Origin of the sequence: Aeromonas sp. R10-1 (assembly GCF_040908465.1) — a bacterium.
Taxonomy (GTDB): Bacteria; Pseudomonadota; Gammaproteobacteria; order Enterobacterales; family Aeromonadaceae; genus Aeromonas; species Aeromonas caviae.
Genome location: NZ_JBFODT010000005.1, coordinates 23,997 through 44,548, shown reverse-complemented (window position 1 = coordinate 44,548; position 20,552 = coordinate 23,997). Strand labels below are relative to the sequence as shown.

Genomic DNA, 20,552 nt, shown 5'->3' with positions numbered 1-20,552 from the left:
ATGCTGAAGAATCGCATTGAAATGCGCGATCACAGTGCCGAGGGACGTCTGTTCTTCCGGCGCACCCTGGTCGCCTACATCGGCATGGTCACCCTCATGCTGGTGCTGCTGGCTAACCTCTACTACCTGCAAGTAGAGTCTTACGAAACTTATCAGACCCGCTCCAACGACAACCGCATCCGTGTGGTACCGGTGGCGCCGCCCCGTGGCCTCATCTACGACGCCAACGGTGTCCTGCTGGCGGAAAACCGCCCGGTCTACAGCCTGGAGATCGTGCCCGAAGAGACCGAGAACCTGGAGAAGACCGCGGACGACCTCATCACCCTGCTGGCCCTGCCGGAGGGGACCAAGGAGAAGTTCCTGGCCGAGGTCAAGCGTCAGCGCCGCTTCAAGCCCGTGCCCCTGTTCGAGAAGCTGACCGAATACCAGGTCGCCCTCTTCTCGGTCAACCAGCACAACTACCCGGGGGCCAGCATCGAGGCCTACCTCAAGCGCTACTACCCGTTCGGCGATACCCTGACCCATGCCCTGGGCTACGTGGCCAAGATCAACACCCGTGACGTGGAGCGCCTCGAGAAGGAGGAGAAGCTCGCCAACTATGCCGCCACCAAGGACATCGGCAAACAGGGGGTGGAGAAGTACTACGAGGATCAGCTGCACGGCGTGGCGGGTTATCAGGAGGTCGAGGTGAACAACCGCGGCCGGGTGGTGCGCACCCTGAAATTCCAGCCCCCCGAGCCCGGCAAGGACATCTACCTCAACATCGACATTCGCCTGCAGTTGAAAGCCCAGGAGCTGCTGGCCGGCCGCCGGGGCGCCATCGTGATGATGGAGCCCAACACCGGCGCCATCCTGGCCATGGAGTCGAGCCCGAGCTACGACCCCAACCTGTTCGTGACCGGCATCTCCAGCGCCAACTACTCGGCGCTGCTCAATGATCCCGCCCGGCCGCTGGTCAACCGCACCACCCAGGGCATCTATGCCCCCGCCTCCACCGTCAAGCCCATGATGGCGGTGATGGGGCTCAACGAGGGGGCGATCACCCCCAATTACCGCTACTTCGGCGGGCCCAGCTTCTCCATCCCGGGCACCACCAAGAAGTTCCGGGACTGGCGCCGCTGGGGCCACGGCTGGCTCGACGTCTATCGCGCCATCGAGGTCTCGGCGGATACCTATTTCTACGATCTCGCCTACCGGGTCGGCATCGACAAGATCAACAGCTACATGACCAAGTTCGGCTTCGGCCAGTACAGCGGCGTGGACCTCTATGAAGAGACCCGGGGCGTCATGCCCTCCCGGGACTGGAAGATGGCCCGCTGGCGTCAACCCTGGTACCAGGGGGACACCATCTCCATCGGCATCGGCCAGGGCTACTGGAGCGCCACCCCGATCCAGCTCGCCAAGGCCATCAGCATCCTGACCCAGAACGGTCACGACGTGACGCCGCACCTGCTCAAGAGCACCGCCTCCTCCGATGGCGTGGTCAACGCCCCCATCAACCCGAACGTGGCCATCGCCGCCAAGAGCGATACCTACTGGCAGGTGGCCAAGGACGGCATGTGGCGCGTCATCAACGGCCACGAAGGGACGGGGCGCCGCGCCTTCGCCAATACCCCCTACAAGGCGGCGGGCAAGTCCGGTACCGCCCAGGTGGTGGGCCTCAAGGAGAACCAGGTCTACAACGCGGCCACCACCAAGGTGGAGCACCGCGACAACGCCCTGTTCGTCGCCTTCGCCCCCTTCGAGGCACCCAAGGCGGTGGTCGCCCTGGTGCTGGAAAACGCCGGGGGCGGCAGCGCCATGGCGGCACCGGTCGCCCGCCACATGCTGGATGCCTATCTGCTGCCGCCGGAACCCCAGTTGCCACCGGCACCGGAAAAGCCGTCCCAACCGAGTGAGGTCGTTTCCCAATGAGTAATTCTGCCCGCCAGCAGAGCATCTGGTACAAGCTGCACATCGACCTGCCGCTGCTGCTCGGCCTGCTGACCCTGATGGCCCTCTCCATGGTGGTGCTCTACTCCGCCTCGGGGCAGGATCTCGACTCCATCGTGCGCCAACTGGTGCGCGGCGCCCTGGCCTTCGGTCTGATGATCGGCATGGCCCAGCTGCCGCCCTCCCTCTATGCCCGCTGGTCGGTGCCCCTGTTTGCGGTGGTGGTGCTGCTGCTCATCGCGGTGGACGTGTTCGGCCATATCGGCAAGGGGGCCCAGCGCTGGCTCGATCTCGGCTTCATGAAGTTCCAGCCCTCCGAGGTGATGAAACTCTCCATGCCCATCATGGTGGCCGCCTGGCTCAGCCGGCACTCCCTGCCGCCGAAGTTCAGCCATGTGATGATCGCCCTGGTGATGGTGCTGCTGCCCACCCTGCTGATCGCGGCCCAACCCGATCTCGGCACCTCCATCCTGGTGGCCGCTTCCGGCTTCTTCGTCATCTTCCTGGCGGGGATCAGCTGGTGGCTCATCGGGCTCGCGGTCTTGCTCATCTGCGCCTTCATGCCGGTACTCTGGTTCTTCCTGATGCACGACTACCAGCGCCAGCGGGTGCTGATGCTGCTGGACCCGGAGAAGGACCCGCTCGGTCGCGGCTATCACATCATCCAGTCCAAGATTGCGATCGGCTCCGGCGGCGTGTTCGGCAAGGGGTGGCTGCAAGGCACCCAGTCCCAGCTCGAATTCCTGCCAGAGCGCCACACCGACTTCATTTTCGCCGTCTTCAGCGAGGAGTTCGGTCTGGTGGGAGTGGCCCTCTTGCTGGTCATCTACCTCTACATCATCAGCCGCTGCCTGTTTATCTCCATGCAGGCCCAGAACAGCTTCGAACGCCTGCTGGGGGGCGCCCTGACCCTGACCTTCTTCGTCTATGTGTTCGTCAACATGGGCATGGTAAGCGGCATCCTGCCGGTGGTAGGGGTTCCCCTGCCACTGGTGAGCTACGGCGGCACCTCCATGGTGACCCTGATGGCGGGCTTCGGCGTTCTGATGTCCATCCAGACCCACAGGCGGCTGCTCGCCTGATGCGGCTCGGCTGGCTGGCTCTATCTCTGTGCACCCTGACGGCGGGTGCTGCCGTCTCGCCGGCCCGGCTCAGCCTGCTGGCCGAGCAGCAGCAGGTGCCGCTGGCAGAGTTGCAGGCCGCCGCCGCCCAGGCCAGCCTGCGCCAGGAGGTGCTGGACACCATCCGCCGCCCCTGGGAAGCCAAGCCCTGGCACCGCTACAGGCCGCTGTTCGTCACCCCGGAGCGCATCCGGGACGGAGTGGGATTCTGGCAGCGCCATGCCGCCACCCTGGCACGAGCCGAGCAGACCTACCAGGTCCCCGCCTCCCTCATCGTCGCCATCATCGGCATCGAGACCTTTTACGGTCGACAGATGGGCCGCCACCCGGTGCTCGACAGCCTTTACACCCTGGGATTCCACTACCCCGAACGGGCGGATTTCTTCGCCAAGGAGTTTGCCCAGCTGGTGCTGCTTGCTCGGGAAGAGAAGTGGCCGCTCACCACACTCAAGGGCTCCTATGCCGGCGCCATGGGCATGGGCCAGTTCATGCCCTCCAGCTACCGCCACTACGCGGTCGACTTCGACGGAGACGGCAAGCGGGATCTCTTCGCCAACCCGGCAGATGCCATCGGCAGCGTGGCCAACTACTTCGCCCTGCACCACTGGCGCTGGGGCGAGCCGGTGGTGGAGCCCGCCTTGATCGGATTGGCGCCAGTAGGTACCCTGCTTGCACCCGAGCCCGAGCTAAGACACAGCTGGGCAGAGCTGGCCGCAGCGGGCATTGAAGTCGCCACACCGCCGTCACCCGAGACGCCGGTAAAACTGCTGGCGATGGAGCAGGCCGAAGGACCGGAATACTGGGTCGCGCGCCACAATTTTTACGTGATCACCCGCTACAATCGCAGCCCTCTCTATGCGATGGCGGTGCATCAACTCAGTCAAGCAATCCAGGACGCTTATGCATTACAGCCACAAACTTCTTCCCCTCAGCCTGACCTTGTTGCTGGCCGCCTGTAGCAGCCAACCCGAACCCCAGCCGCTGCCCCCGGAGCCCGTCCCCCAGGAGAAGCCCCAGGTCATCGAGATCCCCCAGGCGACCGGCGCCATTCCCCGCCCCGAACCCATGAGCGAGAGCGGCAACCGGGACTACTGGATCGGCAAGCAGAAGTTTGAGGTGTGGCGCGACATCAAGCACTACAGCGAGGAAGGCACTGCCAGCTGGCTCTCCCGGGATCTGGACGGCAACAAGACTGCCAACGGCGACGTGCAGGACAGCACCCTGTTCAGCGCCGCCCACCGCAACCTGCCCCTGCCAAGCTACGTGCGGGTCACCAATCTGGACAACGGTCTGGAGACCATAGTACGCGTCAATGATCGCGGTCCCTTCGGCAGCGATCGCCTCATCGATCTCTCCCACGCCGCCGCCGCGCAGCTGGAGATGGTGGAAGGGGGTGAGGCCCGGGTGCGCCTCGAACTCATCACCGATCAGCCGGATCAGATGGTGGAGATGGTGCCCATGACCCCGATGACGCCCATGGAGCCTGCGGCGCCAGCCGCCAATTCCTTCGTGAACGAGACGCCGGCCCCCACGGCACCGGCCAAGGCCGCCCCTGCTCCTGCTCCTGCCGCCACGGCAACCACCACCGTCTCCACCCCCAAGGCCGGTGCGACCCAGGGCAAGATGATCCAGGTGCTCGCCAGCGGCTCGCAGGCGCGGGCCGAGGCCATGGGCAAGGTGATGACCCAGCGCTATGGCGTGCCGTACCAGGTGGTGGCACATGGCGCCGTCTTCCGCGTCCTGCTCGGACCCGTGGCCAGCGACAAGCAGGCCCCCCTGCTCGAGCAGATACGCCAGGGTGGGTTGGAGCAGGCCTTCATCGTGCCCTGATACCCGCCACGACCTCGCGCCGGGATACGACGCGAGGTCGGGGACCATCCCATAAAATCCCGTCCAGGTCGCATCTCGGACTATGACCGACACGCACATCTGGTATAGTGGGGCCCGCTTTTTTTCAACTTGGGTACATCCCATCCAGGCACCAGGAATTTCAAGATGTCCAAATTTGCCCGCTCCGTTATTCTGGCCTCCCTGTTAAGCGCCACCGCTCAGGCCAACCAGCCTGTTCCGACCCCGGATTCGGCCCTGCCGAGTGCCCAGCCGGTCCCCACTTTGAACAGCGCCCCCATGGTGGTGCCTGCCGCGCCCGAAATCTCCGCCAAGGCCCACATCCTGATCGACTACTTCTCCGGCCAGGTGCTGGCCGAGCAGAACGCCGACGAGCGTCTGCCCCCCGCCAGCCTGACCAAGATGATGACCTCCTACATCGTCGGCGACGAGCTGCACAAGGGGAACATCAAGGGCACCGACATGGTGACCATCAGCCAGAACGCCTGGTCCAAAAACTACTCCGACTCCTCCAAGATGTTCATCGAGGTGGGCAAGCAAGTCTCCGTCGATGATCTCAACAAGGGCATCATCATCCAGTCCGGCAACGACGCCTGCGTCGCCATGGCCGAGCACCTGGCAGGCAGCACCGACTCCTTCGCCAGCCTGATGAACGCCTGGGCCGCCAAGCTCGGCATGAGGGACTCCCAGTTCAAGAACCCCCACGGCCTGGATGAAGAGGGCCACTACAGTACCGCCCGCGACATGGCCCGCCTGGGTCAGGCCCTGATCCACGATCAGCCGGAGGAGTACAAGATCTACTCCCAGAAGTCCTTCGTGTTCAACGGCATCACCCAGCACAACCGCAACCGCCTGCTGTGGGACCAATCCCTGCAGGTTGACGGCATCAAGACCGGTCACGTCAGCCAGGTCGGCTACAACCTGGTCTCTTCCGCCACCAACAACGAAGGCATGCGCCTGATCGCCGTGGTCATGGGGGCCAACAGCGAGGCTTCCCGCGCCGCCGAGAGCAAGAAGCTGCTCACCTACGGCTTCCGCTTCTTCCAGAGCCTGACCCCCTACAAGGCGGGCACCGAACTGGTCACCCAGAAGATCTGGATGGGCGACAAGTCTGAAGTGAAGCTGGGGGTCGACAAAGACGTCTCCGTGCTGGTCACCCGTGGCCAGGGCAACAACCTCAAGGCGGACTTCCAGCTGGAGAGCGAGCTGAAGGCGCCCCTGGCCAAGGGCCAGCGCGTCGGTACCGTGTACCTCAAGCAAGGGGACAAGGAGATCAAGCAGGTTCCCCTGGTTGCCCTGGAAGAGGTGCAGGAAGGTGGCCTGATGAGCCGCCTGTGGGATTACCTGGTGATGCTGGTCTCCAGCTGGTTCAAGTAACAGACCCTTCCTCAAGCAGCGGCGCCAACAGGCGCCGCTGCTGTCTTTTGCGGTCTGTCCAGTCAATAACCCTGTAATCTGCAGGTTCCGCCGACTGACGATTTGTGGTAAAAAGCAGCATTTCCACGTCTTGCCGCACCGCCGGGTCTTGATCCCGAGGCGGCTCATGCCCATATAGACTGGGAACTGCCCCCTGGGGGCAGATGAGGGGACCGTTTCGGCGGCCCTCAAAGACGTAAAGATGACGTCGCTTCCCGGCGACCCAGAAAGGTGAAGTAGATGAATACCAAGTTTGATGAACTGCTGGAGTTCCCCTGCAAGTTCCCGTTCAAGGTGCTTGGCGTGGCCGATCCCGCCCTGCCCGACATGGTGGTGGAAGTGCTGCAGCAACATGCTCCCGGCACCTACAGCCCGACCGTTCAACCGAGCTCCAAGGGCAACTATCACTCGGTACGGGTGACGGTCACCGCCCAGAGCAAGGAACACATCGAGGCCATGTATACCGCCCTTGGCAAGATCGAGCTGGTTCGTTACGTCCTGTAAGTTGCCTCTCTCGCCCCGCCACCGGGGCGACTGATTATTTGCCGCCCGGTCGCAGCGGCGACCGTACCGACACCGCGCCGCCAGTGAGGAAAGATGTCACTCGAAACGCCCGCCGAGCCACAACCGTCAGCCGGCCAACTGCTCGTCAGACAGCTGGGCCGTCGCCCCTACCAGCCGGTGTGGGACGCCATGAAGGCGTTCACCGACAATCGCACCACCGACACCCCGGACGAGTTCTGGGTGGTGGAGCATGACCCCGTCTACACCCAGGGTCAGGCCGGCAAGGCCGAACACCTGCTCGCCCCCGGCAACATCCCGGTGGTGCAGAGTGATCGCGGCGGCCAGGTGACCTATCACGGCCCGGGCCAGCTGGTGCTCTACGTTCTGGTGGATGTGCGCCGCAGCAAGCTCTCTGTACGGGAGCTGGTGACCTGCCTCGAAACCGCCATCATCAACACGCTCGCCAAAAGCAATATCGAGGCCTACGCCAAGGCCGATGCCCCGGGCGTCTACGTGAAGAGCGATCTGGGTATGGAAGCCAAGCTGGCGTCCCTGGGTTTGCGCATTCGCAAGGGGTGCTCGTTCCACGGGTTGGCCCTCAACGTCAACATGGACATGACTCCCTTCCTGCGCATCAATCCGTGCGGCTATGCGGGCATGGCCATGACCCAGACCAGCGCCCTGGGCGGCCCGCAGAGCGTCGCCGAGGCACAGTCCCTGCTGGTGACGGAGCTGGCCCGCCTGATTGGCTACCAAGAGATCACGAATACCGAAGAGGCGGCATGAGCAACCCCATGCCCCGTGGTCACGAGGGAGCCGCAAGGCCCCTGGTGACCGTCAACCAGACAATAACAAACACCGAGAGTGAATCATGAGCAAACCCGTTCGTATGGAGCCGGGCGTCAAGCTGCGCGATGGCGACAAGATGGCCCTGATCCCGGTGAAATTCATGCCGGATCCCAACGAGGAAGTGCTGCGCAAGCCGGAGTGGATGCGGATCAAGCTGCCGCCGTCGAGCCAGAAGATCGAGCACATCAAGAGCACCCTGCGCAAAAACAAGCTGCACTCTGTGTGTGAAGAGGCTTCCTGCCCCAACCTGGCGGAGTGCTTCAACCACGGCACCGCGACCTTCATGATCATGGGCGCCATCTGTACCCGCCGATGCCCCTTCTGCGACGTGGCCCACGGCCGTCCGTTGCCGCTGGATCCGGAGGAACCGAAGAAGCTGGCACTCACCATCAAGGAGATGAACCTCAAGTACGTGGTGATCACCTCGGTGGACCGCGACGATCTGCGGGACGGCGGTGCCCAGCACTTCGCCGACTGCATCAAGCAAATCCGCGAGCACAGCCCCCAGACCCGCATCGAGATCCTGACCCCGGACTTCCGTGGCCGGATGGAGCAGGCGCTGGAAGTGTTCCGCGAGACCCCGCCTGACGTGTTCAACCACAACCTGGAAACCGCCCCGCGCATGTACCGGGTCGCCCGGCCGGGTGCCGACTACAAGTGGTCCCTGGAGCTGCTGCGCCGCATCAAGGAGATGCACCCCCACGTGCCGACCAAGTCCGGCGTCATGATGGGTCTGGGCGAAACCAACGAAGAGATCGTGCAGGTACTCAAGGACTTGCGCGAGCACGGCGTCAACATGCTGACCCTGGGCCAGTACCTGCAACCGAGCCGCCACCACCTGCCGGTGAAGCGTTATGTGCCGCCCGCAGAGTTCGACGAACTCAAGGATGTGGCCATGGATCTCGGCTTCAGCCACGCCGCCTGCGGTCCCTTCGTGCGTTCCTCCTACCACGCAGACCTGCAAGCCAAGGGGGAAGAGGTCAAATAAGCCTCTTTTCCTGCTGGCAGAAAAAAGAGCGCCTCTGGGCGCTCTTTTTTTTATCGCCGTCACCTCGCAGGCAGCGGTTGTCCCTTTGTGATTGGCGCCGTTCTGGCGTAACGTGGCCACTCCCCTTCTCTGGAGTGCTGTGCCGGATGCCGACTCTCACCGTTCGCCTGATCCCCCTGCGTGACGCAGACTTTCCCGCCTATCGCGACTACTTCATCGAGGATTACGCCCAGGATCTTGCCAGCAACCACGGGATGGCGCTGCCTGACGCCCACCGTCAGGCCGACGCCTCGTTGCAGCAGCTCCTGCCACTGGGTGCCGCCACCCCGGGTCATCACCTGCTCGCCATGGTACCTGAAGCCTCGAACGCGCCGGGCGAGCCTCTGGGCTATCTCTGGCACGCCATCGACGCCGCCGCCGGCACCACCTTCATCTACGACTTCTATGTGACACCGCCCCATCGTGGTCGCGGCCTCGGCAAGGCAACCATGGCCGCCTTGGAAGCGCAGCTCGCCCCCCTAGGCATCCACCAGATCAAGCTGAGGGTGGCCCATGACAACCCGAGGGCACTGGCGCTCTATCAGGCACTGGGCTTCACCATCACGGGCTACAACATGGCAAAGCGTCTGGATTGAGCACCTTCATTGGGCCACCACCCGGCCCATGGCTCAGAGCGAGATGCCGGAAAAAGACATGAAGCCGAGAGACATCAGCCCCGCCACGATGAAGGTGATGCCGATACCGCGCAGCCCCTCTGGCACATCCGAATACTTCATCTTCTGGCGCAGACCGGCGATGGCGACGATGGCCAGCAGCCAGCCCAGCCCTGAGCCCGCCCCGTACACCACGGATTCGATGAAGTCGTAATCCCGCTGGGCCATGAACATCACCCCGCCGAAGATGGCGCAATGCACCGTCAGCAGCGGCAGATAGATGCCGAGCGCGTGATAGAGCGCCGGGAAATGTTTGTCGAGCACCATCTCCATCACCTGCACCAGCGCCGCCAGCACCCCGATATAGACGATGAAATCGAGAAAGCTCAGATCAAACTCGCCGAGGAAGGTACTCTCGGGACGCAGGATATGGCGGTAGATCAGGTTGTTGAGGGGGATGGCGATCACCATGACCGCCAGCACCGTCATGCCCAAACCGAAGGCGGTGTTGATGTTTTTCGAGACGGCCAGAAAGGTGCACATGCCAAGGAAGAAGGCCAGCGCCAGGTTTTCCACAAAGATCGACTGGATGAAGAGATTGACGTAATAGTCCATGAATGAGTTCACCACTTGGTTGCAATAAGAGCACGTCCGCGCCCGGCCAACGGCCAGTCGCGAAGATGACGTTTACAGAGAGAGCTGGCGCAGCACCCGGTAATGACCACGGCAGCCGCCAGACTGCCGAGCAGCCCGGTCAGCGGTACTCAATGACGGGGTTCAAACGGGCGGGCGCCCGGCTGGTGAACCTAGTCGCCCTGGCAGAAGCGATATTGCAGGTGGTGGCAGCGAAGCCGCCGTGTGTGCAGAGCGCCGAAGTAGTCGGGCCGCTGCCTGAGGTAGATGAGGGGCAGGAAGAACAGCAGGCCACAGAGCAGGCCGAGGATCTCGTGCTGGAACCAGGCCAGCAGCATCTGGTAGAGCTCGGCATGAGCGGCCCCTTCCAGTCGCCGTCCCTGCTCGAAACCGAGCCGCCACTGGGAAGCGGGCGGCAGGCTGACGTTGTCGGCAAGCCCCGGGTTAGCTGGCTCATGGAACAGCATCGGCCGCTCCTGCCCTTGCGTCTCCATTCCCGGTGTTGCAACGACCCCTGCCGCCGCCGCAGCGGCAAGCCAGAGAAGGCAGGCGATGGCAAGCACCATCGGCCATGACGAGGGGCGGCGAGAGGATGACAAGGGGGCTGTCCGTCAAGAAAAATTACAGGTGGAATATATCACAATACCGTCACTTATTGCATTTTCCACCATGAGATATCAGAAAGGTTGATATTAAACACCGCCTCATTCCCTAAAACCGACAAGGTTGCACCACCTTGAGAAAGCGACTTGCGTCTTCCTCAAGGTGAGGGCTCACCCCTGCTGGAAGGCCTGGTGGTAGCACACTTCACCACTGGGCATGGCAGCGCCGAACGAGCGTGTCATGAAGTACTCGGGCGGCACGCCGGGCAGCGTCAACCCCGGCTCGGGCACGAAACCGAAACGGCCGTAGAAGCCGGGATCCCCCAGCACCATGCAGCCGGCCGCCCCCATCCCCTTGAGCTCGGCCAGACCCACCTCCATCAGCCGTGACCCCAGCCCCTTGCCGTGCAGCGCAGGAGAGACCGAAATGGGACCAAGACCATACCAGTGCGGGCAGCCATCGCTGATGGTGACCGGCGAGAAGCAGAGGTGGCCGACCACCCGTCCCGCCTGCTCCGCCACCAGCGACAGGCTGAGTGCCCCGGCCTGGCGCAGGTCACGCACGATCAGCTGCTCGTTGTGATCGGTATGGGGGGCATTGAGGAACGCGGCCACGGTCAGCGCTTCAATGGCGTCGTGATCGGCGCCTGTTTCGGACCGAATGATGATGTTCATAAGTTTTCTCCGTTTGTTATCTTGCAATGGATGGCCTGATCAGACTGTCTGCAGGCAGCAGATCACATAACCGTAGCTGCCCAGGTATTGGCGGTGGATGGCCACTTCCCGGCTCAGATCCTGCCAGGCGGGGCTATCCCCCAGCTCGGCACGGTGGCGCGCCAGATTGCGCTCGATGGGGTCCAGATAGTTGTCCCAGGCCCTTTGCGGCAACGGGGTATGCCACAGACAGCGATAACCCGCCTCCTGCACCGTTTTGAGCAGGCCCGCCAGGGTCTGCATGGCGGGATAATCTCGCTGCCAGAACGCCAGCGCCTCCTCTGGGGGCGTGTCAGTCAGCCACACCAGGTCGCTCAGCACTAGGTAGGCAGCAGGGCCGGCAAGGTACGGCCGCCATGCCTGCAAGGCGTTGGCCACCCCGATGGTGTAGGCACTCCCCTCGGCCCAGATGAGATCGGCGGGGGCAAGGTCTGCCGGCAGCGCCGCCATGTTGGCGCACAGGGTAGTGACCTGCTCAAAGCCAGCCGCGCTGGCCGATCTCGCCACGGCGGCCAGCGCCTCCTCGTCCAGATCGATGGCTACGATGGTGGCGTCCGTCACCTGTGCCAGCGCCAGGGTGGCGGCGCCGCGCCCGCAGCCCATGTCGAGGATCCGGCGAGGCTGGCTGGGCAGCGCGGCAAACTGCTGCTGTGTGAAGAGGCTATCGCCCGGCCCCCAATAGCTCATGCCGTCCAGCAGCAGCTTGAAATCCCGGATGTAGCGCTCATGTTCGTTCATGTCTTTGCTGAGCCACTGCAGGTGGTAACGCGCTTTTTCACTGAATCCCTGCTTCATCACCCAGGCAAAGTAGGCCTGCGGGGCTTGATGCTGCAGTTGCCGCTGCCAGGCCTTGAACTCGTCGCCGGAGTGCGCACGCAAACCGGCGAGATCCGCCAGCAGATCCCGGGCGCGTTGCATCCGCGCCAGCTCTTCATCCAGCTCCCTGACCCGGGCTTCCAGTGTCGCCTGCTCCAGCTCGCCCGCCAGACAGGCGAGGCACTGCTTGAGGCTGAGGCCACCGGCCTGCAGGGCCTGTACCATCCGCAGCCGCTGCAGATCGTCATCGTCGTAGTGGCGATAGCCGTTGGCGCCCCTCGTGCCCGCAATCACCCCCAGTTTCTCGTAATAGAGCAGGGTGGAGCGGGCCAGGCCGCAGCGCCGGGCCAGTTCGGATATTTTCATGACAACCACTCGCTGAGGGGTCCGTGACCCGATGAAGGGAAGCTTAAACTGTGAAGCAATAGACGGGTCAACGACCACATCCGGGTTCACACCATAAAAAAACGGCCACCCTGAGGTGGCCGTCATCGGCAGCAAGAGAGACTCGCGGGAATCAGAGGCCGGCAGCTTCCAGATGCTCCACCAGCAACTGCACGCTGCGGTTGCCGCGCCACTCGTTGACGTCGAGCCGGTAGACCAGCCGCACCCGCTTCACCGAGGCATCGGGCCAGCGCTGCAAGTCGACGCCAAAGGCGATGGCATCCACCGCGTGGCCGGAATCGGTTGTCAGCATCATCTTGAGGTGCTTCTCCCCCACCAGCCGCTGCTGCACCAGCACGAACTCGCCGTCAAACAGCGGCTCGGGGAAGGCCTGACCCCAGGGGCCGGAGGCGCGAATAAGCTCCGCCAGCTCGAGGGTGAGCTCGTCCGGCAGCAGTTCGCCGTCGGTGAGCAGCACCCCGGTCAAGAGCTCAGGGGTCACCAGCTCGCCGATGACCGCCTCAAAAGCCCGCCCGAAGGCCTCGATATTGGCCTTGGGCAGGGTCAACCCGGCCGCCATGGCGTGGCCGCCAAACTTGCCCATCAAGCCGGGGTGGCGGGTATCGAGCAGTTCCAGCGCATCGCGCAGGTGCACCCCCGGGATGGAGCGCCCGGAGCCCTTGAGCTCGGTCTCGCTGCTCTCGGCAAAGGCGATGACCGGGCGGTAGTACTTCTCCTTCACCTTGGAGGCCACCAGCCCCACCACCCCCTGATGCCACTCGTCCCGGTGCAGCACGATGCCGGAGGGCACCTCGCCGTCACGAAAACGGATCTGCTCCAAAGTGGCGAGCGCCTCCTGCTGCATCCCCTGCTCGATCTCCTTGCGCTCCTGGTTGAGGCTGTCCATTTCGGAAGCGAACTGGCGCGCCAGGTTGATGTCGTCACAGAGCAGACAGGCGACCCCGAGGGACATGTCATCGAGCCGGCCCACCGCGTTGAGGCGCGGCCCCAGCGCAAAGCCGAGATCGGCAGCGCACAGGCGACGACCGTCGCGGCCCGACACATCCACCAGCGCCTGGATGCCGGGGCGACAACGGCCGGCCCGGATCCGCTGCAAACCCTGATGAACCAGGATGCGGTTGTTGCCATCGAGCGCTACCACGTCGGCCACGGTGCCGAGGGCCACCAGATCCAGGTAATCCGCCACGTTGGGGGCGCGCAGCCCCTGACGCTCATACCAGCCGCTCTGGCGCAGATGGGTGTTGAGGGCCGCCATCAGATAGAAGGCGACCCCGACCCCGGCAAGCGACTTGGAGGGGAAGTCGCAGCCATGCTGGTTGGGGTTCACTATCGCGTCGGCGTCAGGCAGCTCCAGGCCCGGCAAATGGTGATCGGTAACCAGTACCTGCATACCGGCCGCCTTGGCCGCCGCCACCCCGGCGATGCTGGAGATGCCGTTGTCCACCGTGATCAGGAACTCGGCGCCGCGGGCCACCGCCAGCTCGACGATCTCCGGGGTGAGGCCATAACCGAACTCGAAGCGGTTGGGCACCAGAAAATCGATGTGGCGGCCGCCCATGGCGCGCAGGGCCAGCACGCACAGCGCCGAGCTGGTGGCGCCGTCGCAGTCAAAGTCACCGACGATGAGAATGCGTTTTTGCCCCGTCAGCGCCTCGGCCAGCAGCGGTACCGCCTGCGCCATGCCGAACAGGCGCTGGGGCGGCAGCAGCTGGTTGGCGCTGCGCTCCAGCAGGGCAGGGTCTTCTACCCCGCGGCTGGCGAAGATCTGGCGAAGCAGCGGGTGCAGGGTGGCGGGCAGATGGGAATCATCAACTCGCGGACGACGACGGATTTGCAGGGGCATTGATGTGATCCAGTATCTTGAGCAGTTGTTCGGGGCTCTGGTAACCACGCACCAGGTCGCCATTGGGCAGGACCCAGCTCGGTGACGCCTTGATCCCGAGCCATTGGCTCAGGCCGATATGATGGGCAAGGATCGCATTACAGCCGCTCTCAGGCAAACGATCGCTGAAGTTGAGTTCGCGCAGCAGCCCGGGATCGCACCAGCTAGCCTGATCCGAGGCGGCGACAGGCGCAGGCAGCAGTTGCACGCTCACGCCCCTCGCCTGCAAGCGGGGCAACTCCTCCAGCGCGATGCGGCAAGGACCGCAGGCGAGATCGGTAAACAGGGTGAGGCGGTGGCGTTCAGGGGTGGCCTTGAGCCAGAGCCGGGCCTCCCCTATCTGGGAGAGCGCCAGCCTGCGTTGCTGCTGCTGGCTGAGCCGGGTGAGGTTTCTCATGTCGTGGGCCAGATCCAGCATGGAGCCCTGCAGCACATAGTCTCCCCTGGCATCGCTGTAGAGCAGTCCCTGGGCCGTGCCCAGCAGATAGAGGCCCGGCATGGGGGTCTCGTCCACCAGGTAGACCTGCACACCGAGGCGCTGCTCTATGGTCTGTTTCAACACATGGGGGTCCATCCCCGCGCTGGCCGCAAAAGCGCACAGCAGCATCATTCCCAGCAGTAAATATCGCATCAGCTCATTCACTTGGCATGATTGAAGGGTCTCATAAGGTAACCCAGACAATTCCCTCTCCCAAAGACCTTAATTAGTGATCGATTAATAACGTCCGCAAGAAAAAATCACGGGATGACAGGTTGCCAATCGGGCTTGAGCCCCGCAAGCTAATCAGGACGACGGGAGACATCTTTAGTCATCCCTCTGTTTTGCTGATGTTTTATTATTCAAATCGACGTGCGCTCAGGTGGCACGTCGTCCATTTCTAGGGGGAAAAATGAGTCTGATTCAAGAGTTCAAGGCCTTTGCATCCAGGGGCAATGTGATCGACATGGCTGTCGGTATCATCATAGGTGCCGCCTTTGGCAAGATTGTCTCCTCCTTCGTGGGAGACGTGATCATGCCCCCCATCGGGCTGATCCTGGGGGGCGTGGATTTCAGCGATCTCGCCGTGACCCTGAAGGCCGCCGAAGGGGATGCCCCTGCCGTGGTCATCGCCTACGGCAAGTTCATCCAGACCTGTATCGACTTCCTGATCATCTCCTTCGCCATCTTCATGGGGCTCAAGGCCATCAACACCCTGAAGAAGAAGCAGGAAGAGGAAGCCGCTGCCCCGGCCGGCCCCACCAAGGATCAGGAGCTGCTGACCGAGATCCGCGACTTGCTGAAATCCCAGCAGGGGAAATAACCGTTTCCTCCCTGTCGTGTGCTGAAAAAAACCGCCTTCGGGCGGTTTTTTGTTGCAAGGCCGGTGAGGCGATCAGGCTCTGGGGTGGTGCTGGCCGTGCAGTGCCTTGAGCCGCTCGTTGGCCACGTGGGTATAGATCTGGGTGGTGGAGAGATCCGCGTGGCCCAGCAGCATCTGCACCACTCGCAGATCGGCGCCGTGATTGAGCAGGTGGGTGGCGAAGGCGTGACGCAGGGTGTGGGGGGAGAGCTCCCCCCTGATGCCGGCTCTCAGGGCATAGAGCTTGATGCGGTGCCAGAAGGTCTGGCGGGTCATCATCCGGGCCCGCTTGGAGGGGAACACCACGTCCGAGCTGGTGCCACCCAGCAGCAGGGTGCGCCCCTCCCGGTAGTAGCGCTCCAGCCAGTGCACTGCTTCCTCCCCCATGGGCACCAGGCGCTCCTTGTTGCCCTTGCCCACCACCCGCACCAGCCCCTGGCGCAGGCTGACGTGTTCGGCGGTCAGCCCCACCAGCTCGGACACCCGCAGCCCGGTGGCGTAGAGCAGCTCGAGCATCGCCTTGTCCCGCAGCTCCAGCGGATCGTCCACCAGGGGGGCTTGCAGCAGCGCCTCCACCTCGGCTTCGCTCAGATCCGATGGCAGCTTCTTGGGGAGCTTTGGCCCCTCCAGCAGCACGGTGGGATCGTCGCTGCGCAGCTTCTCGCGATTGAGGTACTGGTAGAAGCGGCGCAGGGCCGAGAGGAAACGGGCCGTGCTGCTGGCCGCGAACTGGTGGTCCACCCGCCAGGCGAGGTAGTGCTGGATGTCATCCAGCCCCGCCAGCAGCAGGGAACCGCCTTGTTCATCGAGCCAGAGGGCAAATTTTTCCAGGTCGGTGCGATAGGAGCTGACCGTGTTGTCGGAAAGCCCCCGCTCCAGCCAGAGGGCGTCGAGAAACGGCTCGATCAGGGGATGGGATTCTGCTTTGCTCATGGTGCGCCGCGCTCAGGGAAACAGGTCGCCATTGTAACGTGCCGACCCACCCGGGCCGCAAGGCAAGGCTGCACATCCCCTCAGGCGGTGAAGAGCCCGGCGCAATCTGCTAGACTGGCGCCCTCCCCCCGGGCGCCGCTGTGCCGGTCACGCCCCTTGCCGACTGCGATCAAGAGAAGAGCGATGAAGATAGGTTTGTTTTATGGCTCCACCACCTGCTACACCGAGATGGCCGCCGAGAAGATCCGCGCCCTCATCGGCCCCGAGCTGGTCGATCTCCACAACATCAAGGATGTGCCCCTCGCCCGCATGCAGGAGTACGACATCCTGATCCTGGGCATCTCCACCTGGGACTTCGGCGAGCTGCAGGAGGACTGGGAATCCCGCTGGGAAGACATCGCCGACCTGCATCTGGAGGGACGCATCATCGCCCTGTTTGGCATGGGCGATCAGCTGGGCTATGGGGAGTGGTATCAGGATGCCCTCGGCCTGCTGCACGATCAGCTGGTCCCCAAGGGGGTCAAGCTGGTGGGCTACTGGCCCAACGAGGGGTACGAGTTTGACGCCTCCAAGGCGCTCATCGACGATGGCCGTCACTTCGTCGGGCTGGCCCTCGATGACGCCAACCAGTACGACCAGACCGAGTCCCGCATCGAGCAGTGGGTCGACCAGATCCTGAGCGAGATCCACGAACTGCTCTGATCCTGATCGCCTGGATGTTCGACGACGCCAGCCAATGGACGACCAGACCGACCCCGCATCGAGCAGTGGGTCGACCAGATCCTGAGCGAGATCCACGAACTGCTCTGACCCTGATAGCCTGGATGTTCGACGACGCCAACCAATGGACGACCAGATCGACCCCGTATCGAGCCGTGGGTCAACCAGATATCAAGCGAGCGCCATGAGAGGCGCCAACCTCCCCTGCCGGTAGCCTGCGCTCGGGCTGCCGGGCGCATAAATCGCACCGATTTTCTCGTTTGGTATCATCGGCTGACGCTATAGCGACTTTTTGCTTCTGGTCTGCAACAATGAGGTCGACCCCCCATAACAACACAACGCCGGGTGTCGGAAGCAAACGGACAGACCAGAAAAGGATATTCTATGACTTCATTCTCCCTGTTGGCCCCCGCCATCGCCCGCGACGTGCTCGATCACGCGCTGGCGCTGGGTGCCGACTTCGCCGAGCTGTTTGTGGAGCGCAAGCGCCGCAGCCAGCTCAGCCTGCTCTCCAGCCAGATAGAGAACATCAGCGGTGGTCTCGACTTCGGTATCGGCGTTCGCCTGTGCTACGGCCACAAGGTGCTCTACGGCTACACCAACCTGGCCGATCGCAACGAGCTCTTGCGTATCGTTACCCTGCTGGCGGCCAAGGACAGGCGTGACCCCGTGGTCACCGCCACCGCCTTTGACTTCACCCGCCTGACCGACCGCAACCCGATCGCTCTGCCGCTGTCGGCCGACAAGCTGCTGGAGCAGAAGATCGCCTACCTGCATGCCATGGACGCTGCGGCCCGCGCCGAGAGCGACAAGGTGAGCCAGTTCTCGGGCAACGTGCTCGGCTGGGAGCAGGAGGTGGAGATCTTCAACAGCGAAGGGGCCCAGGTGAGCGATCGCCGCCACTACAACCGCATCATGGCCCAGACCATCGCCCTGGACGGGGGCGAGCAGAGTGTAGGCTATGAAGCCCCCGGTGCCATGAAGGGATGGGAGCATGCCGAGAGCATCGATCCCCGCGAGCTGGCTCTCACCGCCACCCGCCAGGCACTGGTGAAGCTGGGAGCCGCCCCCTGCCCGAGCGGCAAGCTGCCGGTCATCATGGAGAGCGGCTTTGGCGGCGTCATCTTCCACGAGGCGTGCGGTCACCTGCTGGAGACCACCTCGGTGGCCAAGAAGGCATCAGTGTTCCACGACAAGATGGGCCAGCTCATCGCCAACCCCGCGGTCAGCGCGGTGGACGAGGGCTTGCAGGGCAACGCCTGGGGCTCCATCAACGTCGATGACGAGGGGATGGCGACCCAGCACACCCAGCTCATCAAGGACGGCGTGCTGACCGGCTTCCTGGTGGACAGAATGGGGGCCCTTCGCACCGGCTACGCCCGCACCGGTTCCGGGCGCCGGGAATCCTACAAGTTCGCCCCCGCCTCCCGCATGCGCAACACCTATATAGAACCGGGCAACTACAGCCTCGACGACATGCTGGCAACCGTGGAACACGGCATCTATGCCAAGCGGATGGGGGGTGGCTCTGTGCAGCCCGGTACCGGCGAGTTCAACTTCAACGTGCAGGAGGCCTACCTCATCGAGGGGGGCAGGATCACCCGGCCCCTCAAGTCGGCCACCCTGATCGGCACCGGCCCGCAGGTATTGAAGGAGATCTCCATGGTGGGGCGCGATCTGGCCCTCTCCGCCGGCATGTGCGGCTCGGTCTCCGGATCCATTCCAGCCTCGGTCGGCCAGCCGCCGCTCAAGGTTGACAATATCCTGGTCGGAGGGAACGCCTGATGAGCCAACTCGACATGAACCAACTGCTTGCCCGTCTGCTGGACCAGGTCGCCGATCTGGGTGCCGAGGCTGACGTCATCGCCAATCAGGAGAAAGCCTTCTCCCTCAAGGCCGACAAGGGCGAACTCAGTGAATACAAGGTCACCAGCAGCCAACAGATCGGCATTCGCCTCATCAAGGAAGGCCGGGTCGGCATCGCCTATTCCGAGTCCCTCGACGCGTCGGCCCTGGACGCCATGGTGCAGGATGCGCTCGATGCGAGCCGCTTCGCCAAGGTGGACCCGGATCAGCGCATCACAGTGCAGCAGAGCAGGCTCATCACCGACTGCGCCGAGATACATCAGGCCGACACCACGGCGGTGGAAGAGAAGATCGCCCTGACCCTGCGCCTCGAGTCCGACATGCTGGCCCTGCCGGACGTGACCGGCGCCCCCTACAACGGCTTCTTCGAGGGGGAGAGCCGCCTCTGGTTTGCCAACAGCCAGGGCAGCCTCTGCGAACATCAGGAATTCAGCGTCGGCTGCCACAGCTCCGCTCTCATCGAGCGGGAGGGCCGCCAGTCCATGCACTACCAGGGACAGTACGCACGGCGCTTCGACGAGTTGGAGAGCCAGCCTCTCATCCACCAGATCCACGCCGTGGCCGATGGCCTGCTGATGGGTGAGGCGATGCCGAGCGGTCGCTACAGCGTCATCTTCAGCACCCACTGCTTTGCCAGCCTGTTTGGCTGCTTCCAGTCCGCCCTGTCTGGCAAGTGGGCCCAGCAGGGGATCAACCCCTGGCGCGACAAGCTGGGCCAAAGCGTGGCTTCTCGCTGGCTCACCCTGGAGAGTCGTGCCTATATGCCGGGGGGCATGAAGATCAAGGCGTTTGACGGCGAAGGGGCCGCCACTTCGGATCTCCTGCTCATCGGCGAGGGGGAGCTCAAGACCCTGCTGCACAACAGCGCCACCGCCCGTCACTTCGGCGTGACGAGCAACGGTGCAGCCGCCCGCAGTGCCCGCAGTGCCCTGGACGTGGCCCCTCGTCACCTGGTGTTCGGGCTCGGCCCCCACGGCGAGGCCGAGGTACAAAGCGGTGAGTACCTGGAGCTGGTCAAGCTGGACGGCCTGCACTCCGGGGCCGATGCGGTGAGCGGCGACTTCTCGTTCGGCGCCTCCGGCTTCCTCTGCCGAAATGGCGAGCGCGTGGCGCCGGTACGCGGCATCACGGTGGCGGGCAACTTCTATCGCCTGCTCGGGGAGCTGGAAGCGATCGGCAACCAGCTGCACCACGACGATGGCAAGGACTTCTATGCCCCGCTGATCCGCTTTGGCGGGCTCAGCATTGCCGGCAAATAAGAGGGGGAGCCTTACTCGGCTCTTCCCCCCTTAAAGCGGCGCCATTAGGCGCCGCTTTTTTATCCATGGCG

Annotated in this window: 20 protein-coding genes; 13 read left to right on the top strand and 7 right to left on the bottom strand. The window is 63.6% G+C overall.

Annotated features, from left to right (window positions below; all coding sequences use genetic code 11):
* The 9 genes from mrdA (at window position 1) to AB5Y93_RS01380 (ending at window position 9,293) form a co-directional block, all read left to right on the top strand.
* Window positions 1–1,914 (top strand): penicillin-binding protein 2, encoded by a 1,914-nt coding sequence (gene mrdA, locus AB5Y93_RS01420; protein WP_010673761.1) that lies wholly within the window; start codon window positions 1–3, stop codon window positions 1,912–1,914.
* Window positions 1,911–3,014 (top strand): rod shape-determining protein RodA, encoded by a 1,104-nt coding sequence (gene rodA, locus AB5Y93_RS01415; protein ID WP_010673760.1) that lies wholly within the window; start codon window positions 1,911–1,913, stop codon window positions 3,012–3,014. Before mrdA ends, rodA begins: the two co-directional genes overlap by 4 nt.
* Window positions 3,014–4,012 carry a lytic murein transglycosylase B gene (gene mltB, locus AB5Y93_RS01410; RefSeq protein ID WP_214004406.1) on the top strand — a complete coding sequence of 333 codons (999 nt, stop codon included), beginning with the start codon at window positions 3,014–3,016 and terminating at the stop codon, window positions 4,010–4,012. Before rodA ends, mltB begins: the two co-directional genes overlap by 1 nt.
* Window positions 3,954–4,883 (top strand): septal ring lytic transglycosylase RlpA family protein, encoded by a 930-nt coding sequence (locus AB5Y93_RS01405; RefSeq protein WP_368228685.1) that lies wholly within the window; start codon window positions 3,954–3,956, stop codon window positions 4,881–4,883. The genes mltB and AB5Y93_RS01405 overlap by 59 nt, the downstream gene beginning before the upstream one ends.
* A gap of 165 nt (window positions 4,884–5,048) precedes the next feature.
* On the top strand, window positions 5,049–6,278 hold the full coding sequence (locus tag AB5Y93_RS01400) for a serine hydrolase (RefSeq protein WP_368228684.1): 1,230 nt from the start codon (window positions 5,049–5,051) through the stop codon (window positions 6,276–6,278).
* Between the two features lie 279 nt (window positions 6,279–6,557).
* A complete protein-coding gene (gene ybeD / locus AB5Y93_RS01395) occupies window positions 6,558–6,821 on the top strand; it encodes a DUF493 family protein YbeD (RefSeq protein WP_010673756.1) in 264 nt (87 codons plus the stop codon).
* Between the two features lie 93 nt (window positions 6,822–6,914).
* Entirely contained in the window at window positions 6,915–7,607 is a 693-nt protein-coding gene (lipB, locus tag AB5Y93_RS01390) for a lipoyl(octanoyl) transferase LipB (protein ID WP_323953572.1), read from the top strand.
* Window positions 7,608–7,692: 85 nt separating this feature from the next.
* Complete coding sequence (gene lipA, locus AB5Y93_RS01385; protein ID WP_316286410.1) at window positions 7,693–8,658, top strand: lipoyl synthase; 966 nt, start codon at window positions 7,693–7,695, stop codon at window positions 8,656–8,658.
* 146 nt (window positions 8,659–8,804) lie between these two features.
* Window positions 8,805–9,293, top strand: a complete 489-nt coding sequence (locus AB5Y93_RS01380) for a GNAT family N-acetyltransferase (RefSeq protein WP_368228683.1) — start codon at window positions 8,805–8,807, stop codon at window positions 9,291–9,293.
* A gap of 33 nt (window positions 9,294–9,326) precedes the next feature.
* Here the strand turns inward: AB5Y93_RS01380 and nqrE are convergent, their stop codons facing one another.
* From nqrE to AB5Y93_RS01350, 6 genes are all read right to left on the bottom strand, one after another.
* Complete coding sequence (gene nqrE, locus AB5Y93_RS01375; protein WP_368228682.1) at window positions 9,327–9,926, bottom strand: NADH:ubiquinone reductase (Na(+)-transporting) subunit E; 600 nt, start codon at window positions 9,924–9,926, stop codon at window positions 9,327–9,329.
* 191 nt (window positions 9,927–10,117) lie between these two features.
* Window positions 10,118–10,411, bottom strand: coding sequence for a hypothetical protein (locus tag AB5Y93_RS01370; RefSeq protein WP_010673751.1), 294 nt, complete (start codon window positions 10,409–10,411; stop codon window positions 10,118–10,120).
* Window positions 10,412–10,717: 306 nt separating this feature from the next.
* Window positions 10,718–11,221: a GNAT family N-acetyltransferase gene (locus AB5Y93_RS01365; RefSeq protein ID WP_368228681.1), complete on the bottom strand. Its 504-nt coding sequence runs from the start codon at window positions 11,219–11,221 to the stop codon at window positions 10,718–10,720.
* A gap of 39 nt (window positions 11,222–11,260) precedes the next feature.
* Window positions 11,261–12,442 (bottom strand): MerR family transcriptional regulator, encoded by a 1,182-nt coding sequence (locus AB5Y93_RS01360; protein ID WP_368228680.1) that lies wholly within the window; start codon window positions 12,440–12,442, stop codon window positions 11,261–11,263.
* Window positions 12,443–12,593: 151 nt separating this feature from the next.
* On the bottom strand, window positions 12,594–14,324 hold the full coding sequence (recJ, locus tag AB5Y93_RS01355; protein ID WP_368228679.1) for a single-stranded-DNA-specific exonuclease RecJ: 1,731 nt from the start codon (window positions 14,322–14,324) through the stop codon (window positions 12,594–12,596).
* Window positions 14,290–14,994, bottom strand: coding sequence for a disulfide isomerase DsbC N-terminal domain-containing protein (locus AB5Y93_RS01350; RefSeq protein WP_039041117.1), 705 nt, complete (start codon window positions 14,992–14,994; stop codon window positions 14,290–14,292). Before AB5Y93_RS01350 ends, recJ begins: the two co-directional genes overlap by 35 nt.
* A gap of 259 nt (window positions 14,995–15,253) precedes the next feature.
* Between AB5Y93_RS01350 and mscL the strand changes: the two genes are divergently transcribed.
* Window positions 15,254–15,664, top strand: coding sequence for a large-conductance mechanosensitive channel protein MscL (gene mscL, locus AB5Y93_RS01345; RefSeq protein WP_010673746.1), 411 nt, complete (start codon window positions 15,254–15,256; stop codon window positions 15,662–15,664).
* A 72-nt stretch (window positions 15,665–15,736) separates the two neighbouring features.
* On the opposite strand, the gene xerD is transcribed toward mscL, so the two are convergent.
* The gene (gene xerD, locus AB5Y93_RS01340; RefSeq protein ID WP_042014490.1) at window positions 15,737–16,636 is read right to left on the bottom strand and encodes a site-specific tyrosine recombinase XerD; all 900 of its coding nucleotides are present in this window, start codon (window positions 16,634–16,636) and stop codon (window positions 15,737–15,739) included.
* A gap of 183 nt (window positions 16,637–16,819) precedes the next feature.
* On the opposite strand from xerD, the gene fldB reads away from it, so the two are divergent.
* The 3 genes from fldB (at window position 16,820) to AB5Y93_RS01325 (ending at window position 20,481) form a co-directional block, all read left to right on the top strand.
* On the top strand, window positions 16,820–17,338 hold the full coding sequence (gene fldB, locus AB5Y93_RS01335) for a flavodoxin FldB (protein ID WP_041212516.1): 519 nt from the start codon (window positions 16,820–16,822) through the stop codon (window positions 17,336–17,338).
* A gap of 402 nt (window positions 17,339–17,740) precedes the next feature.
* The gene (locus AB5Y93_RS01330) at window positions 17,741–19,141 is read left to right on the top strand and encodes a TldD/PmbA family protein (RefSeq protein ID WP_221366243.1); all 1,401 of its coding nucleotides are present in this window, start codon (window positions 17,741–17,743) and stop codon (window positions 19,139–19,141) included.
* Window positions 19,141–20,481 (top strand): TldD/PmbA family protein, encoded by a 1,341-nt coding sequence (locus AB5Y93_RS01325; RefSeq protein ID WP_368228678.1) that lies wholly within the window; start codon window positions 19,141–19,143, stop codon window positions 20,479–20,481. Before AB5Y93_RS01330 ends, AB5Y93_RS01325 begins: the two co-directional genes overlap by 1 nt.
* Window positions 20,482–20,552 lie beyond the last annotated feature (71 nt).